Origin of the sequence: Halodurantibacterium daqingense (assembly GCF_042666235.1) — a bacterium.
GTDB classification, from domain to species: domain Bacteria; phylum Pseudomonadota; class Alphaproteobacteria; order Rhodobacterales; family Rhodobacteraceae; genus Halodurantibacterium; species Halodurantibacterium daqingensis.
The window spans coordinates 204,885-219,368 of sequence record NZ_JBHTFQ010000008.1; the positions used below are offsets into that span (position 1 = coordinate 204,885).

Consider the following 14,484-nt stretch of genomic DNA (forward strand, 5'->3'; position numbering starts at 1 on the left):
TCATGGCGGCGGGGCGCGGCGGATCATCATCAGCCCATGACCGAAGGATTTGGCGCGACCAAAGCCTTGCGCCATGCTGTCGATAAAGAGAACCGGATCCTCGACGCGGATCACGCCGGACAGGTCCAACACCCCGAACTGGGGCTGTCTCTTGCGGGGGCCGCGGTGGTCGGGAAGCGCCACCACGGAGTAGTCCGCAACCTCGGCGCGTTCCACCTTGAAGCCGCTGCGGCTGCCCTGTCCGTCCAGCCATGCCCGGCCCGCGGTTTCAGCGGCGGCCATCCGGGCCTCGGCCCGCTCGCCCTTGGGCAGATCGCGGATCGCATGCATGACCACGTCGTCATGCTTGCGCCGTTCCTTGCCCGAGGCTGTCATCTCACCCGTTTTTCGCGTGCGCGTGGCATTCGCGCGCAGCACGAATTCCAGCCGGTCGCCGGGAGACAGCGCGGGGGCGAACTCCTTGACCTCGGGAAGGCGGAAGAAGGGCGAGTCTGCCGGGCGTCGGCGCGACAGAACGAAGAAGACGCCGTTCCCCTCGGCGCGCCACAGGAAATCACGCGGCGCGTTTGCATCGCCGGCAAAGGCCGACCACAACAGGCGGTGATGGGCGTCCTGCGCGCGGCCGCGTTCCTCGGGGTCAATCAGGCGCTTCAAGGCCGCAACCGAAGGCTCGTTCGACAGGGTCAGACGCGACAGGAACAGGCTCATGTGTCCTCCGCAAACGTTGTGACATGGACATCGCGGCTGGTGAAGTGCCACAGCTGCCGGTCGAGGGCCACGTCGTTGCGCCGCTCGGTCCGGGAGTGATCCGAAGGGGTGTCGGAATAGAGCGCCAGTGGCGGGGGAACCGGACGGAAATGCGGCATCTGCGCCGAGGCCAGCGCAGTTGCGGCATCCGGCGCGGCGATCAGACGGGGTGCGGGCGGGGCCGAAAGCGGGCAGGATTTGCGGCCCAGATACAGAGTGAAGACCGGCCGCAACAGAGCGTCGCGAAAGGGCGCCATGTCCAGCCCCCAGACCGCGACCGAGTAGAGCACACCACAGCGATAGTCGCGCTGTGTCAACGTTGTGTTCACCGCCCGCCCGGCCAGCCGCAGGGCCAATGCGCGGCTGTCGGGCCGCCGCACCGCCGCCGTCGGCACGGTCTGGACGGTGTGATAGTCGCGCAGCGGCTGGCCGATGTCATGGACGGCGACCGCCACGCGCAAGGGTTCCAGCGCCGCGAGGCCGGGGGCATCGTCGCGACGGATGCCTCTGGCTGCCGCCAGCAGGCCCAGGATCGCCGAGCGGGCGGGCCAGGTCAGCGTGCCGCGCCGCTCGTGCCCTGCCAGATCCCCGTTCGCGGCCAGATTGGCCACCAGGGTAAAGACCAGATGCTCAGTCATCCTGCGGCCCCAGGGCCGAGGCGGCAAACGCTTCCAGCCCCGCGAGCGTGCCCTGCCGCGCCCGGACATCCATGATCTGGACACGGTCGGCGGCGGGTCCGTAAGCCTCGTCGATGGCGCTGGCCATGTCTGTCAGTGCCGTGACCGAGGCCTCAAGCAGATCCTCGCCCTTGACCGGAGAGAAGAACGCACCGGTCAGGTCGCGGGGCGTGGCGCTGCCGATCTCGGCCCTGATATGGCCGGCACGCGGCCGGTGGGCATGGCTGTTCTGCTTGCCCGAGGGAGTGGCCGTGGCCATTGCCTGCACCAGCGCCCGCAGCCCGCGCGCGGCCAGGTCACGATCTCCGGCCAGATTTTCGACCAGCAGATCACAGTTCACGCAGGCATAGAGGTAATAGACCCCGGACCCGAAGCTGTGCTCGCCCAGATGCGCGCCGCCGGCATCGTCGTCGCGTCTCTTCAGGTCGTCAACGGCGGTGAAATAGTCATCCTCGGACTGCGCGCGATGCGTGGTGATGGCATGCGAGACCTGCACCGCCGCCTCGCGATTGAAGCCTGGATTGTCGGCCAGCATCCGTCCGAACATGGCGATATCGACCGCCCCGTCAGCCGTGCGCAGGACCGTCCTGGCCAAATCCTTATCGGTGGGCAGCGCTTCGCCAGCGAAGGCCTTGTCGGCCAGTTCCAGCGCGAAGGCACGCTCATCAGGAGAGATGAAGGCCAGGGTCGTGCCATGAAGCGCATCGGGGCGTTTCTTGTCGGCTGCCTCGATCTTGCCGAAGACCTTTCCGATTTCTTCAGCCGTCTTGCGCGCGGTCTCGGCGTCTGCCCCGCGTTCGATCAGATGCCTCCGCACCTCATTGGCCATCAGCTTGGTGCGCTGGCCCATATGTCCGGCCAGCCCCTGCTGGAACGGCGGCGAGATCCGCAACGCGCGCTTGATCGATTGGCTGGACAGGCGCAGGCGCGGGGCGCCACCGACCGTCGCCTGCTTGGGGCGGCCCTGATCGTCACGGTTCGGGTTCGAGGGTGGATAGGCGGTCAGCAGATGCAGTTGCAGGAATGTCGTCATTGCGAAATCTCCGTGTCCTTGACGCCGCCGGCGCCATCCATGCGCAAGGCGTTGAAATACTCGAAAAACCAGTCTTGCCGGATCTTCTCGCCCCGCTCGGGATCGTCCCAGTTCAGAACGTCACGCGCGAGGGCCGCGACATTGCAGCGACCGTCGGTCAGCGGAAGCGCGCGGCGAAGCGCGCGGGGCAGATCAGCGGCTTCACTGCGGACCAGCGCCTCAAAGCGCGCGCGTGACATGGCGGGCGGATCGCCCGCGCCCAGCAGGCGGGCGAGGCTGCGCGGATCGTTGCCCTCGACCCGCGCCAGCACCTGCACGAGGCGGATCAGATCCAAGGGGCGGTGCCGCAGCCACGGCGCCTTGGCTACAAGGTCATGGACCTGACGCTGTGCCAGCACCTCGGGCCCGGTCTCGGCCCGCCGCAGCCGGGCGCGCAGGGCACGGGCAGCGGGCGTGTCTTCACCGGGCCGCAATTCCGTGCGCCACCATGCGGCAATAGTCGCTCCGATATCTTCCGTCATGCGACCTTCTCCTCGTCCATCAGCCCCAGTTCCGCATGAAGCCTCGCGCCAACCTTGCCGTTCCCCGCGAACATCCGCAGCAACAGGTTACGTTCGCGCAGGATGTGCTCGACCTCGGGGATGCGGGCGCTCGCCAGGCGGGGCAGGGCCGCATCATCGAAGATCCGCAGGGCTACCTGCCGCATCTCGGCAAGCCACCGGGCGGCGGTGCCGGGGCGCGCGGACAGGGCCTCGAACGGGCCTTGCGTGCGCAGGAAGAATTCCTCGCGCAGCGCGTCCAGGGCGGTGCCCTCGCCCATCACGGGCTTGAGTGATTGCCGCAAGGCGGGGGCGCAAATCTCGGCGGCGGCGACCATGCGCTGGATACGGTCGAGCGCGTCGCCATCGGTGATCAGCGGCTCGAGCGACAGGATGAAATCGCGCGGCTTCATGTTGTCCATCGCCCAGCCCGCCACGATGACCCGGGCGCCCCCGGTGCTGACGACCCGGTCGCGATAGCCCGTCAGCGCGGCGGCCTGACGGCGCAGATCGCTCTGCGAAGCGGCGTTGATCCCCAGCCAGTTGCGATATCCGAAAGCACCCGCGCGCGGATGCTGGGGCAGTAGTTCGCCCCCCTCCTTCATCCGGTAATGGGGCGTCAGCGGGTGCTCCCATCCCGCGTAATTCGCGCCATAGGGCTTTTGCAGCACGCCGGTCACCTGATCGCCTTCGAAGACCAGGCGCAGCCGGCGCGGCATCCCGAAGAACGCCTCGGCCAGATTGCCGTCCTCGGGGGGGTATGTGGCTGCGCCCCCCTCGGATCGCCGGGTCGGCGCCATCCACGGCAGCGCATCATGCCCTTGCGGACACCCCAGAGGGACATTTGCCCAGATCAGATGCCACAGGCCCGGCATCGGCGGCTGGACCAGCGTCACCATCGGCCCGCCGCCGCGCATCGAGGTGCGGTTGCCCGCTCCGCCCGCCGGCGCCTGCGATTGCAGCGTGAACAGCGCCATGGCCGCCAGAGCGGGATCAAGACGCGGATAGCGTCCGCGCCGCACCATCAGGTCGGCGTTGTTCCTGGCCGTATTGCCACCCGCCGAGTCGATGAACAGCATGTCGGGAGAGTTGATCTCGACCTTGCCATTCGCCGCCTCGAACCGCTCCTGATCCTGCAGGAAGCGCGGGCCGTCGCCGCCCAGATCAAAGGCCGGTGTCAGAGGCTCCAGCGCTGCGCGCAGCCGGTCGGGGTCGGGGCTGCGTTCGGCCCAGTCCTCGACCTCTTCAACCGGATCGGCCAGATAGACGAGACCGATCAGCAACTCGAGGCAGGCGATGTTCAGATCGGCACGCGGCCAGTCGGGGAACAGCACATCGGGTTCGGCGATCTGGTCGGGGCGGATGAGGCGGCGGCCATCCGTGCAGCGAACGGGAATCCACGGATCGGTGATGAGGTTGAGGGGCATCGAAATCTCCGTGACACTCAAAACAACCAGCCCGCACAACGATGCACAGACCAGCCCTTATCGGGAACAAGGCGCAAAACCGGGCCTGACCGAATGAAGGGTGCGCAGGTATCTTTGGCCTTGAATCTGCCTCCGCCAACCTGCTGCGCAAACAGGGGGTTGATGGCCAGACTTTTCAGCCTCAGGGTAATTCAGGAGGTCTTTCTTTGTCCGCCGAACATGATCAGTGTGTCCAGCCGCACAATCTGAGTCAACACTTTTCTTTAGGTCTTATATCCCCGATTGACCGGGGAACAGTCTCGCCCGTTTCTTTAGGTCGGGTCATCCCGTTCGGGAACCGGCCAACAATAACCCCAGATCCGCATCATATGCCAGCCCCTCACAGATCGTGCCGTCCTCCTCGACGATGCACAGGGTCACCGAGGCCTTGCGCCAGTCGGGCCAGTCTGTGGTCAGTGCCGCAAGTTCGGGCTGATCCTGATCCGGCAAGTCAAGCCGCGCCAGCCGGGCGGCACTCGCAGTGACCTCGCTGAGGGCTTCGGCTTCGGCGCGACCGGGCGCGTCGGACCACAGTTGCAGGGCGCCGCCCTCGCGCCGCAGCAACAACAGCGTGCGCGTTTCCTGCCCAAGCCGGGTGGGGTATTCGGCATCGTCCGAGGCGCCTCCGCCGTCGCGATAGCCGTCCTCGATCGTGATGGTGTTCTGGCGGGCCCTGTTGGCCCGGGCATAGCCCTCACCCAGGGCTTCGGTCTCGGCGCGTTCCAGTGCGGGCGGCACGGCGCGGGCATCGGGGCCATGCACGGCCTCGATCAGGGCGCGCAGGTTGCCGGGGGCACGAAGGGCGCCCGCTTCGGCCAGGACCTGAGCGGTCCGCCACTGATCGGCCTGCGGATAGACCCATGCGCCGCCCTCCAGAACGGCGTGGAGCCAGCGCTCATCCTCGACCCGCGCGGGGTCTGGGGCGACGATGTGCAGGACCGGCGCGGGAACCGGTCGGGCGGATGCGGGGCGCAGGTCCATGTGCCGCCACAGCCGCCCGGCCCGCTGGATCAGCGAAGCGATGGGGGCAAGATCCGACACCATCACATCGAAATCCAGATCGAGGCTGGATTCCAGCACCTGCGTGCCGACCAGCACCCGCCCGGCGCGTTCAATGCCTTCCCTCCCGAACCGCGCCATGACCCGCGCCTCGATCCGCTTGCGATCCGCCAGCGTGAATCGGGCATGCAGCAATTCCGCCTCGATCCCGCGCGCGCGCAGTTCGGCGACGGCGGCGATTGCGTCATCGACTGCATTGCGCACCCAGACGCAGGCCGCGCCCCTTGCCGCGGCATCCGTCAGCCGATCAAGCGCCGCCCCGGCATCCGGCAGCCGGTCAACCGTGACATCCCCCTTGGTCAGGGTGGGCGGAGGGAAACTGCGGATCGCCTCGCCGCCCGCGATCGAGAGGCTGGGATAGGCCGGGTCGTGATCTTCGGCAAAGGCCCGGCCCGCGCCTTCGGCAAAGGCCCGCGACAGTCGTGCCCGCAGATCAAGCGGCAAGGTGGCGGTCAAGAGGATTGCCGATCCGCCCTGCATCGCATGGAGCCGCAACAGGGTCGCCAGTTCATGAACCAGATAGGGCTCGCCCAATTCATGCGCCTCATCCACGATCAGGACCTTGCGCGACAGACCCCAGTTGCGCAGCGTGGCAAAGCGCGTCGGCAACACGGCCAGCAAGGCCTGATCAATCGTGCCGACCCCGATATCGGCGAGCAATGCGCGCCGCCGGCTCTCGGCCAGCCAGTCTCCACAGACCGGTGCGTCCGACTGCGGCGCGGTGTTGCGCACGTCCCGGAACTCTACCGACAGGCCAGCGTGCCCATGGGCCAGCGTCAGGGATGGCTCCGACTGGAACAATCGCGCGACCACTCCGCGTGCGCGACGGAACATCGCATCAGCGGTCGCCATGGTCGGCAAAGCCAGATAAGCGCCCCGTCCCTTTCCCTCACACAGCATCCGCTGCAGCAGGATCAGGGCCGCCTCGGTCTTGCCCGCGCCGGTCTCGTCCTCGATGATCGCCAGCATGGGGCCGGAGGGCAGTGGGATGTCCAGCGCCGCCTGCTGCATCGGGCGCAGCGCGAAGGTGAACAATGGATCAGCCTTCGGCGCGGGCGGCAAAAGCCCTGCGGCCGCCAGGGCATCCGGAGCCTTCCGGCGGGCCAGCTCAAGATAGTCGGGAAGGCTGATCGTCGCAGCGGTCGGAGAGAACCATTCCGCGTTCGAGCCGACCCAATCCGCCACTGTCGTTACACCAGCCAGAAGCCAGCTGAGATCCTTGGCCTCGCGGTGGCGCATCCCCGACAACGACGCAGCGGGCCAGAGATCCAGGCAGGCCCGGACGAATGCCAGCGCATCCTCTCCCGCCTGTGCCCCCGCCAGCGCCCGCATGGTGGTCCAATCCCGATCCAACGCGTTCGGTGGCCGCCCGTGATGTCCGGCAATCGCGGCGATCAGGGGGCGCAGGGCCTGAAACGTTCCCCCCAGATGCTGCAACAACAACTGCTCGGTGCTCTCGGCGCGCAGCCATGCTTCGGTGATCTCCCAGTGCTTCCATGCCTGAGGGCTGCCGTTGCTGAGCATGTCGCGGAACGGCTTTCCGATCTTGCCCAGATCGTGCAGTGCGATGAGCAGGCAGAACAGGTCCCGCCGGGGGTGGTCCGCCAGAAGGATCTCGGCGACAGCTGCCACGTCCAGCATGTGATATGCCGCAGGGTGCGCGGGCAGTCCCGGAGCGGCGCTTTTGCCCGGCCATCGTTCGATTTGTGACAGGTCCATGGCATTCATTCGAACCTCGATCGCTTTGTTCGTTATTCACAGGACAGTCGTTGAACCGGAATTGCTCTCGTTCCCGGCGACCGATGAGGCTCATGATCGCGCCCATCTTCGCCGGGAGATTTGGGTGCCGGATGGCCATTCAGGTGGTCACGCCTCCAGCAGCTGGTAAGCCGCGCCGGATCATCAGCAGCCGTCTTCAGGATGAAGCGGGAGCCCCTTTGTTCCAAGCTGCGACAAGCGTTCTGGGCACTGCCGCCGACGGTCCAGTCCATCCGAAAGGCTCCTTGCATGATTGCTCCGCTGTTTGCCTGTCGGAGGAAGTTTATGTTCTGCAAGCCGCGTCGGGAGACGTCTGTTCCAGCGGCCCCGCTAACTCATACAATGAAGAAAATCTTCACGAAGTATAGGGTGTTTTGCCAACCCGGAAGCGTCGATGGAAACTCGGTATTCCGTTGGCCAGCAATCAAGCCGGCGCCTTTGTATCGAGCATCTCGATTCAGGTAGTTGACGGTGGTTGCTTGTCCCCGCAGTCAGAATGTCTGACAATCACGCGGGGCGTTATTCTTCCACCTGCTGAGCAAGGTTTACGAGCGTACCAGCGTCATCATCACCACCACCCTCGGCTTCAGCGAATGGTTTTTGGCGACACCAAGAGGATCACGGCCTCGCTCGACCGCCTTGCGCCATGCCACGCATCTTCAGACTGCGGAGCATGAGGACGATCGCACCGCTGGCAGGATCATGACGCCTGATGACCTCCTGCTACCCGATCGCGCAGGCCGTCATGGCGACATTTTCCCTCGGCTCGCGGCACAGCGCCAGTGCTGGCGGGATATCGCCCGTCCAACACCTTCCCGGCGACGAGCTGACGCAGGAGGTTCGGCACATGGGTCTTGCTCGCCACGCCCTCGCGGACCTTGCCGCCAGCACGAGCTGTGCCCCTTCGCGCGGGAAGGTTTCGGCCGTCGCGCTCCCGATGCCGGAGAACGCGCCGGCAATGACGACTGTTTTGCCGCAGAAGGCCACCATGACGTCGTTCCTTCCGGAGTCAGAGGCGGTCACGTTCCGAGGGGTTCAAGCCGAAAGACCTGCCGGTAATTGTTCAGCGTGCCGGGCAGCTTCTCGGCGGGGAGGTCGGGGCGCAACAGCACCACCTTCCGGCGACGCAGAAGAGAGGCAATCGCCGCACTGGCAATCATGGGGACGAAGTGACGTGCAGGGCAGACCGCCGGCCCGGCACTGAACGGCACGAAGGGCGGGCGCCGCTCGGGGTCGATCCCCAGCCATGCGTCGGGATCGAAGCGGTGGGCATCTTTGTGCAGAGTGTCGTCGCGGTGAAAGAACGGCGCGAAGATCAGCACGCCGGTGCCCTCTTCCAGCACTCCGCCCTCGCATTCCACATCCTCGGTGGTCTCCCGCAGGATGGCGGGGGTGGTCGGATAAAGCCGGAGGGTCTCGACGATGCAGGCGCGCAGGAACCTCAGGTCACGGTCATCGCCGCCGGAGGCTTCCTGTGCTGCCCGCGCCATGGCCTCCGGATGCGCCGCCAGCAGACCGAGGGCCCGGAAGGTCGTCATGCCGCCCGGATCGAAGGCGAACAGGTAATGCGCCACCTGATGCGCCGCTGCGGTGTCGTCCCCGTTCCGAAAGGAGATGCTCTCGGCCAGGCTGCCTTTGTCGGCCCGCGCAAGATGCGATATGATGGCATCATGGAAGCTGTCGCTGACGGCCTCCTTCCGTGGATGCAGGAAGGCCCAATTCGCCGCCGAGCGAAGCTCTTCCAGCTGCTCCGTCAGCGCCTCGTCGTCTGCGGCTCCGTCGCCCAGAACCGTCCGGCGAACGATGCGGTTCCACGACGCGAAGAAGGCATCCCAGGTCATCTCTTCGCCGCAAGACTCTACAAGGGCGGCAATTTCCTCGTCCACCATGCGCATCATTGTCGCGGCAAGGGAATGGACCGGGCAAGCCTCTTCCAGCACGCGCGCGTTGAAGGCGCGGCGCTTCTTGCGCTCGTCAGGGGATGAAACGAGCGAGGCTTTCTCCTCGAAATGCCCAAGGGCTGCGTTCTTCTCGCGGCTGTCCGGGCTGAAAGGCTCTGGCCCTGCCTCAAGGATACGCCGCGCCTGATCCCCATCCAGGATGACCGCCTCGGGACGACCGGGAATGGGAAGAAGAACCGGACCGGTGCCGTATTTATCCCGCAATGTCTGCAGTCTTTCGACGGCCTTTGCGTCGAGGTTCAGCCACTCGACCAGCGCTACCGCCTTGGGCCGGCGAATGATCGGGCCTTTGGCGAAGGTGGGTGCCGCAACTTGTCCGAGCACGGCGAGCGTGTCGATCCATGTCGCTGTCACAAGGCCCTTCTTCGGCGCTGCAGGTTCTTCGCTCATGGTTTCTCCGGTTATGAAGATTGTCTGATCAGGCAACAGCCCCGCCGCCGGGTTGTTCCAGGTGCAGCGCGCACCGAGCGCGCCGCTCATCTGTCCAGCCGATGTCATCGCGTCCGACACGAGACCGAGCGTCTCATGGCATGGACAAGGCGCTGGCCGATGCGCCGGACGGACAGATTTCGCTGTCCGACCCGGTGCGCGGGCGATGGCGACACCTGCGCAACACAGCGGGCATGTCGGCTAAATGTTCAAAGCGGTGTCGAGGCCGAGACACATCTGATCGTGGCGCCTGAGGTCACCAATCTAGGGCACGACCGTGATCTCCTGCCCAAGATGGCAACATGGCCTCGATCATCGCGGTCGGGATGGCGTCGCGGGCAGCGAACCCGCCCACGCGTTTGCCAAGCATCACGCCGAAGGTTTTCAGAAGCCCCCCGATCTCGTTCTCCAGCCGGATGCGCATGCCGACGCGCACTTCGCGCGCGGTCACATGGCCCGGTTGGCATAGGCATCGTGGCTCCTGATCTGCACGGCCTTGAACCGACCCGTGCGCACGGTCTGGGCAACCCTACGGGCATCATGCCGCTCCGTCTTGTTCGGCACCATCTTCAGGACGCCGTGGGCATGGCAAAGGGCGGGCACGCTGTAGCGGTTACGTTCGATCGCTCGAAAGTCTGGATTCGCGCCGGACATGTGCGTGCCAAGTGCAGCAGCCCGTTGCGGCGGGATGCCTTGGAAGGGAGGTTGGTGGTGTTTTATTCGGCTTTCCTTCCCCGGATCGGGTCGGAAGGCACATGTCGCCCTCCTTCGATCTCCCGGACCTTCCACCCGGGGTGGCGAAAGCCGTTGCGGCGCCGCAGTTCGAACCCTCGGTCGAGCGCGGCACGCAAGCATGAGAAGGCTGTGGAGGCGGAAAAGGAGGCCTTCATCACCGAGTTGAAGGCGCTGATCGAGAAGCTGGAAGGTCAGGTTCAAGATTGTCGGCGCACCAGGTCCGGGCAGAAATCCGAGAAGCTGGCCCTGCCCAGCTGGAACTGGCGCGGGAAGATCCGGAAACCGCCAAAGCCGAAACGCAGGCGCAGATTGCTGCCGTCGAAGACAGGGTCGCGGCCAGCGCGCGAGGGCCGCACAGTGGTCGCACTGCCACTGTGTCGCAACGGGCGGCCGGGTGTGGATAACGCCTGCCCGTTGTCGTCATGTCCTCAGACGCCAGGTCTGCGCGGCGGCAAGCGCACCGCGCTCCTGTGCCAGAATCCGGATAATTCCCCTTGGGTGCGATGCCAGATGCTGACGTGTCATGACCAACCGCTTCTGAACCTCACGCACGGATATTCGTTGCGCTTTCTGCTGGTCCGCCCCTTCGCCCTGACCGCCCAGATGGCCGGTGTCCTTTCGGATGAGAAGACCGGGCTTGGCCCGCCGGGCCGCCCTTCTGACGGCTATCGAAAAACCGTGCGGGTCAGAGGCGCGGGCTGCGGCGTATCATGGCCGATCATACCGGAATCAAGTGGTTGTCCCAGGCAAGCGGGTGACGGGCCAGCAGCGCAGGACTTGCGTCGCCAATCCGGATCATCGCCCCCGTTCCGTCCGAAACAACGAAGCCCCGCGTGTCCGGGGCCAGTCCGCAGACATCGGGACGGTCCGTGCCGTGCAGGTATCGCCCCGCCGCATCGAATACCTGCACCCGCCCCCCGCGCGGCGAGGTGATTGCGACATGCTGACCGTCCCCCGACCATGCGACCGATCCTGCATAGCCCTGCATGCGGAGCGCCTCGGCCAGGGGCGGCTCGGCCAGAACTGCAGCCATCGAGGGGCGCCAGAGACCGACAAGGGGAACATGTGCCGTCGCCTCGCCTTCCCACTGCATCGCAAAGGCGATGTGCCCGTCGGCGCGTATGGCGAGATGCCGGATCGAGTTTTGCCAAAGGTCGGGAAGCTCCAGCACGGCATCCACCTGACCGTCCGCACCGAGCACCGTCAGATTGGGGCGCATCGTGGCGATGTTCAGCTTGCGCCGGTCGGTGGGGTCGGTGGCGATGCCGCCATTTGCCACGGCCAGCCGCCCATCGGGCAGGGCGGCAATATCGTGGGGGCCGATCCCGCCGCTGGGCCAGGTGGCGATCCGCCGCCAGGACGTGCTGTCCCACAGGCCGATCTGCCCGGCGCTGTCCTGTGCATTCTGCTCGGCTGTGGCCAGCACGGAACCCTCGGCCAGAAATGCCGCATGGCCGTTGAAATGCACGCCTTCGGGTGGGCCGAGCTCGGCGCGGACCCTGCCAGTGGCGCAGTCGATCACCAGGGCGAAGGTGCCTGGACGGCGGGCCATTGCAACCGCCAGCGCCTGCGTGGGATGCCGAGCCCCGGCGTGCCCGCGCGCGGGAAGTGGCAGCGTGAAGGCCCGCGTGCCATCAACGCGCAGGCCACACAGCACATGGGGGCCATCCGGCAATCGTGCCGCCGACAGCCAGTTCGGGGCCCCGACCTCGGCCCAGCCGCAGGCGGGCATGGCGGCAGCGGCGATCCCCGCACCCACTCCGGCCAGCAGGTGGCGGCGTGTTGTCATCTTCTTAATCTCCGTCCAGCGCATTGAAGCCGGGGGCGAGGCCAAGACTGCCCCCCAACTCGGACACCATTGCCGCGTGCAGGTCAGTCACCCTTTGCTGCAACACCTCCAGCCGGAACTGCGCGTTGCGGTCGGCGATATCCTGCAAGCCGGGATCGCGGATCGCAGTTGCAGCCCGTTCGACAGCCGCCAGCGCAGACTCGGTCCGCGGCAGCGGCGTGACTGCAAGGGCGCGCGCGATGGCGACGGCACTTCGCAGGCTGGCCAGCACATTGGGCAGGGACCGTTCGGTTCGCCAGGCTTCGGCACGGGCAGGGCGGGGTCGGCCTGGTTCGCCCAGCGGGCGGCCAAGGCGCGCTGTCGCGGTCACCTCGATGGCGGCGAGGGCTTGGGTCATCAGGGCCCGCAGGGCTTCGGTTTCGTCCAGATAGGCGGTATTGCCTGGGCCGCCGGGATAACGAAGCAGCCGCGCATAGTCGGCCCATGCCCCTTGGAGCGCCTCTGCCTGCGCGGCCAGATCGGTAGTGAGCGTGCTCACAAGCATGCAGCCCGGCTCGCCAATGCCATAGGTCAGACCAGGGTCGCCAAGCATGAGGTCAAGCGCCGGGAACCCCCGTGCCGAGGCTGGGAGGATCGACGCATCGGGCGGCAGTTCGACGAGCGCGGCCCGCAATGCCCGCATCCCGCTGCCGCGGTCGTCGGGCCAGAAGGCGATGGTCAGCGCCGCCGCCTCGGTCGGGCCCAGACGGATGTCGCCGATACTGCCCCAGGCGTCGCGGGCCGCATGATAGAGGGGAAGGACGGCGGTGCGGCTGCAGTCGGTCGCAGCGCCCCGCTCCAATGCCTGCGCCGCCTCGGCAAAGCGCGCGATACTGGGCAGCAAGACCGTATCGAGCGCGCGCGGCACATCCGCCGCAGCCGGGGTGGCCGGCACAAGGGCAAGAGCAAGAGCAAGCAGTCGCATTCAGAGACTCTCCAGAAAGGCCACAAGCGCGGCGCGGTCGGCGGCGGGCATCTCGGTGACACGGTCGCGCGCGGCCTGTGCCGCGCCGCCGTGCCACAAGATAGCCTCCAGCATGGTGCGCGCCCGACCGTCGTGCAAGAAGCTGACCCGCCCATCCCCCACCGCCGCCGTATGCCCCAGACCCCAGAGCGGCGCGGTGCGCCATTCGCCGGTTGAAATGCCGGCCTCGGGGGCGGCCTCGGCCAGCCCCGGCCCCAGATCGTGCAGGCGGAAGTCGCTGTAGGGCTGGATCACGCGCGGCCCGTCTGGGGTCGCAATGGTATAGGCTGGGCGGTGACAGGACGCGCAGCCCGCCGTGTGAAACAGCGCCTCGCCGCGTGCCACTTCGGGCGACCGCTCGGCGCGCCTGCGCGCCGGGGGCGCGAGGCTGGCCAGATGCGCCGCGATAAGATCAACCGCGTTCTGCGCCACCTCCTGCACACGCGTGTCGCCATCCCCATGCGGAGCGGAACGGCAGGCGGGCTGGGCATCTGTGCAATCGCCCCATGGCGCGGTGAGGAACGGTGTCGAGAGGCCCATGTCGATGGAAAGCGCAAGCGCGGTGGCGTCTGCCAGGCTGGCCACCCCGGCCCGTCGCCCGAAGCGGCCGGGCACCGGCGCCCCGCCGGACAAAGGTGTCACCATCCGCACCCGGCCCGGTGCATGCATATACATCAGGTCGGCGGCGTCGATGGCCGCGATCAGGCCAAGCCCGACCAACGGAGGTGCAGCCCGGAGGCCCATCTGCGTGGCAGAGGCCGGATGCCCCCACGCAAGGTCCGACAGCGCAACCTCGGGCTGGCGCAGGGTAACGCGGGTGCTGTCAGCAAGCGCGACCTCATGCTCCACCCAGGCGATGTCAACCCGCCCCTCGCCCGGCAGCCCGCCGGTGGCCAGCGGCTGGATCTGGTGCCCCAGCACCGGGTCAGGCGCACCTTCGTCCCCCGCCAGACGCACAACAAGCCCCAATGGGGCAGGGCCGTCGCCATCAGGCGGATGTGCTCGGCCGTGGTTCAGATGGCAGGCCGAACAGGCCCGCGCGTTGTAAAGCGGCCCCAGCCCATCCGCGGCACGGGTCGAGGCGGGGGCGGCCACCCACAGCCGGTCGAACAGCGCGCGCCCTGCCTGGGCATCAAGCGCAGCCAGCCCCGGCGCCGAAGACGCGGGCGTGGCAAAGGCCTGATCGGGGCGGGCGGGCGTGATGCGGGCGACCTCGGGCAGGTCGAGGGCCAGGGCCCCGCCTGCCAGCGCCAGAACCCCCGCCGCCCAGATCGCCGGTCGCATCAGG

Annotated in this window: 12 protein-coding genes and 3 pseudogenes; 3 read left to right on the forward strand and 12 right to left on the reverse strand. The window is 67.1% G+C overall.

All coding sequences use genetic code 11. The features are described from left to right. From cas6e to cas3, 6 genes are all read right to left on the reverse strand, one after another. Positions 1–708 carry a type I-E CRISPR-associated protein Cas6/Cse3/CasE gene (gene cas6e / locus ACFQXB_RS15460; RefSeq protein WP_377405642.1) on the reverse strand — a complete coding sequence of 236 codons (708 nt, stop codon included), beginning with the start codon at positions 706–708 and terminating at the stop codon, positions 1–3. Then, positions 705–1,385: a type I-E CRISPR-associated protein Cas5/CasD gene (gene cas5e, locus ACFQXB_RS15465; RefSeq protein WP_377405644.1), complete on the reverse strand. Its 681-nt coding sequence runs from the start codon at positions 1,383–1,385 to the stop codon at positions 705–707. Before cas5e ends, cas6e begins: the two co-directional genes overlap by 4 nt. Further along, positions 1,378–2,457: a type I-E CRISPR-associated protein Cas7/Cse4/CasC gene (gene cas7e, locus ACFQXB_RS15470; protein ID WP_377405646.1), complete on the reverse strand. Its 1,080-nt coding sequence runs from the start codon at positions 2,455–2,457 to the stop codon at positions 1,378–1,380. Before cas7e ends, cas5e begins: the two co-directional genes overlap by 8 nt. After that, on the reverse strand, positions 2,454–2,978 hold the full coding sequence (gene casB, locus ACFQXB_RS15475) for a type I-E CRISPR-associated protein Cse2/CasB (protein ID WP_377405648.1): 525 nt from the start codon (positions 2,976–2,978) through the stop codon (positions 2,454–2,456). The genes cas7e and casB overlap by 4 nt, the downstream gene beginning before the upstream one ends. Beyond that, on the reverse strand, positions 2,975–4,423 hold the full coding sequence (casA, locus tag ACFQXB_RS15480; protein WP_377405650.1) for a type I-E CRISPR-associated protein Cse1/CasA: 1,449 nt from the start codon (positions 4,421–4,423) through the stop codon (positions 2,975–2,977). The genes casB and casA overlap by 4 nt, the downstream gene beginning before the upstream one ends. Positions 4,424–4,744: 321 nt before the next feature. Beyond that, a complete protein-coding gene (gene cas3 / locus ACFQXB_RS15485) occupies positions 4,745–7,249 on the reverse strand; it encodes a CRISPR-associated helicase Cas3' (protein ID WP_377405652.1) in 2,505 nt (834 codons plus the stop codon). A 534-nt stretch (positions 7,250–7,783) separates the two neighbouring features. Between cas3 and ACFQXB_RS15490 the strand changes: the two are divergent. Further along, positions 7,784–7,932, forward strand: a pseudogene (locus ACFQXB_RS15490) (ATP-binding protein); the annotation flags it as partial. 366 nt (positions 7,933–8,298) lie between these two features. Here the strand turns inward: ACFQXB_RS15490 and ACFQXB_RS15495 are convergent. After that, on the reverse strand, positions 8,299–9,630 hold the full coding sequence (locus ACFQXB_RS15495) for a cytochrome P450 (protein WP_377405654.1): 1,332 nt from the start codon (positions 9,628–9,630) through the stop codon (positions 8,299–8,301). A gap of 60 nt (positions 9,631–9,690) precedes the next feature. Between ACFQXB_RS15495 and ACFQXB_RS15500 the strand changes: the two are divergent. Beyond that, a pseudogene (locus ACFQXB_RS15500) lies at positions 9,691–9,972 on the forward strand (IS5/IS1182 family transposase); the annotation flags it as partial. Here the strand turns inward: ACFQXB_RS15500 and ACFQXB_RS15505 are convergent. Both ACFQXB_RS15505 and ACFQXB_RS15510 read right to left on the reverse strand, forming a co-directional pair. Continuing rightward, entirely contained in the window at positions 9,926–10,120 is a 195-nt protein-coding gene (locus ACFQXB_RS15505) for a hypothetical protein (RefSeq protein ID WP_377405713.1), read from the reverse strand. The pseudogene ACFQXB_RS15500 and the gene ACFQXB_RS15505 overlap by 47 nt on opposite strands. Continuing rightward, complete coding sequence (locus ACFQXB_RS15510; RefSeq protein ID WP_377405715.1) at positions 10,117–10,323, reverse strand: hypothetical protein; 207 nt, start codon at positions 10,321–10,323, stop codon at positions 10,117–10,119. The genes ACFQXB_RS15505 and ACFQXB_RS15510 overlap by 4 nt, the downstream gene beginning before the upstream one ends. Before the next feature lie 101 nt (positions 10,324–10,424). Between ACFQXB_RS15510 and ACFQXB_RS15515 the strand changes: the two are divergent. Beyond that, a pseudogene (locus tag ACFQXB_RS15515) lies at positions 10,425–10,757 on the forward strand (transposase domain-containing protein); the annotation flags it as partial. A 365-nt stretch (positions 10,758–11,122) separates the two neighbouring features. Here the strand turns inward: ACFQXB_RS15515 and ACFQXB_RS15520 are convergent. The 3 genes from ACFQXB_RS15520 to ACFQXB_RS15530 are packed head-to-tail and all read right to left on the reverse strand — an operon-like array spanning position 11,123 to position 14,480. After that, entirely contained in the window at positions 11,123–12,193 is a 1,071-nt protein-coding gene (locus tag ACFQXB_RS15520; RefSeq protein WP_377405656.1) for a DUF1513 domain-containing protein, read from the reverse strand. 4 nt (positions 12,194–12,197) lie between these two features. Continuing rightward, positions 12,198–13,157: an imelysin family protein gene (locus ACFQXB_RS15525; RefSeq protein ID WP_377405657.1), complete on the reverse strand. Its 960-nt coding sequence runs from the start codon at positions 13,155–13,157 to the stop codon at positions 12,198–12,200. Continuing rightward, a complete protein-coding gene (locus ACFQXB_RS15530; RefSeq protein WP_377405659.1) occupies positions 13,158–14,480 on the reverse strand; it encodes a di-heme oxidoredictase family protein in 1,323 nt (440 codons plus the stop codon). Positions 14,481–14,484 lie beyond the last annotated feature (4 nt).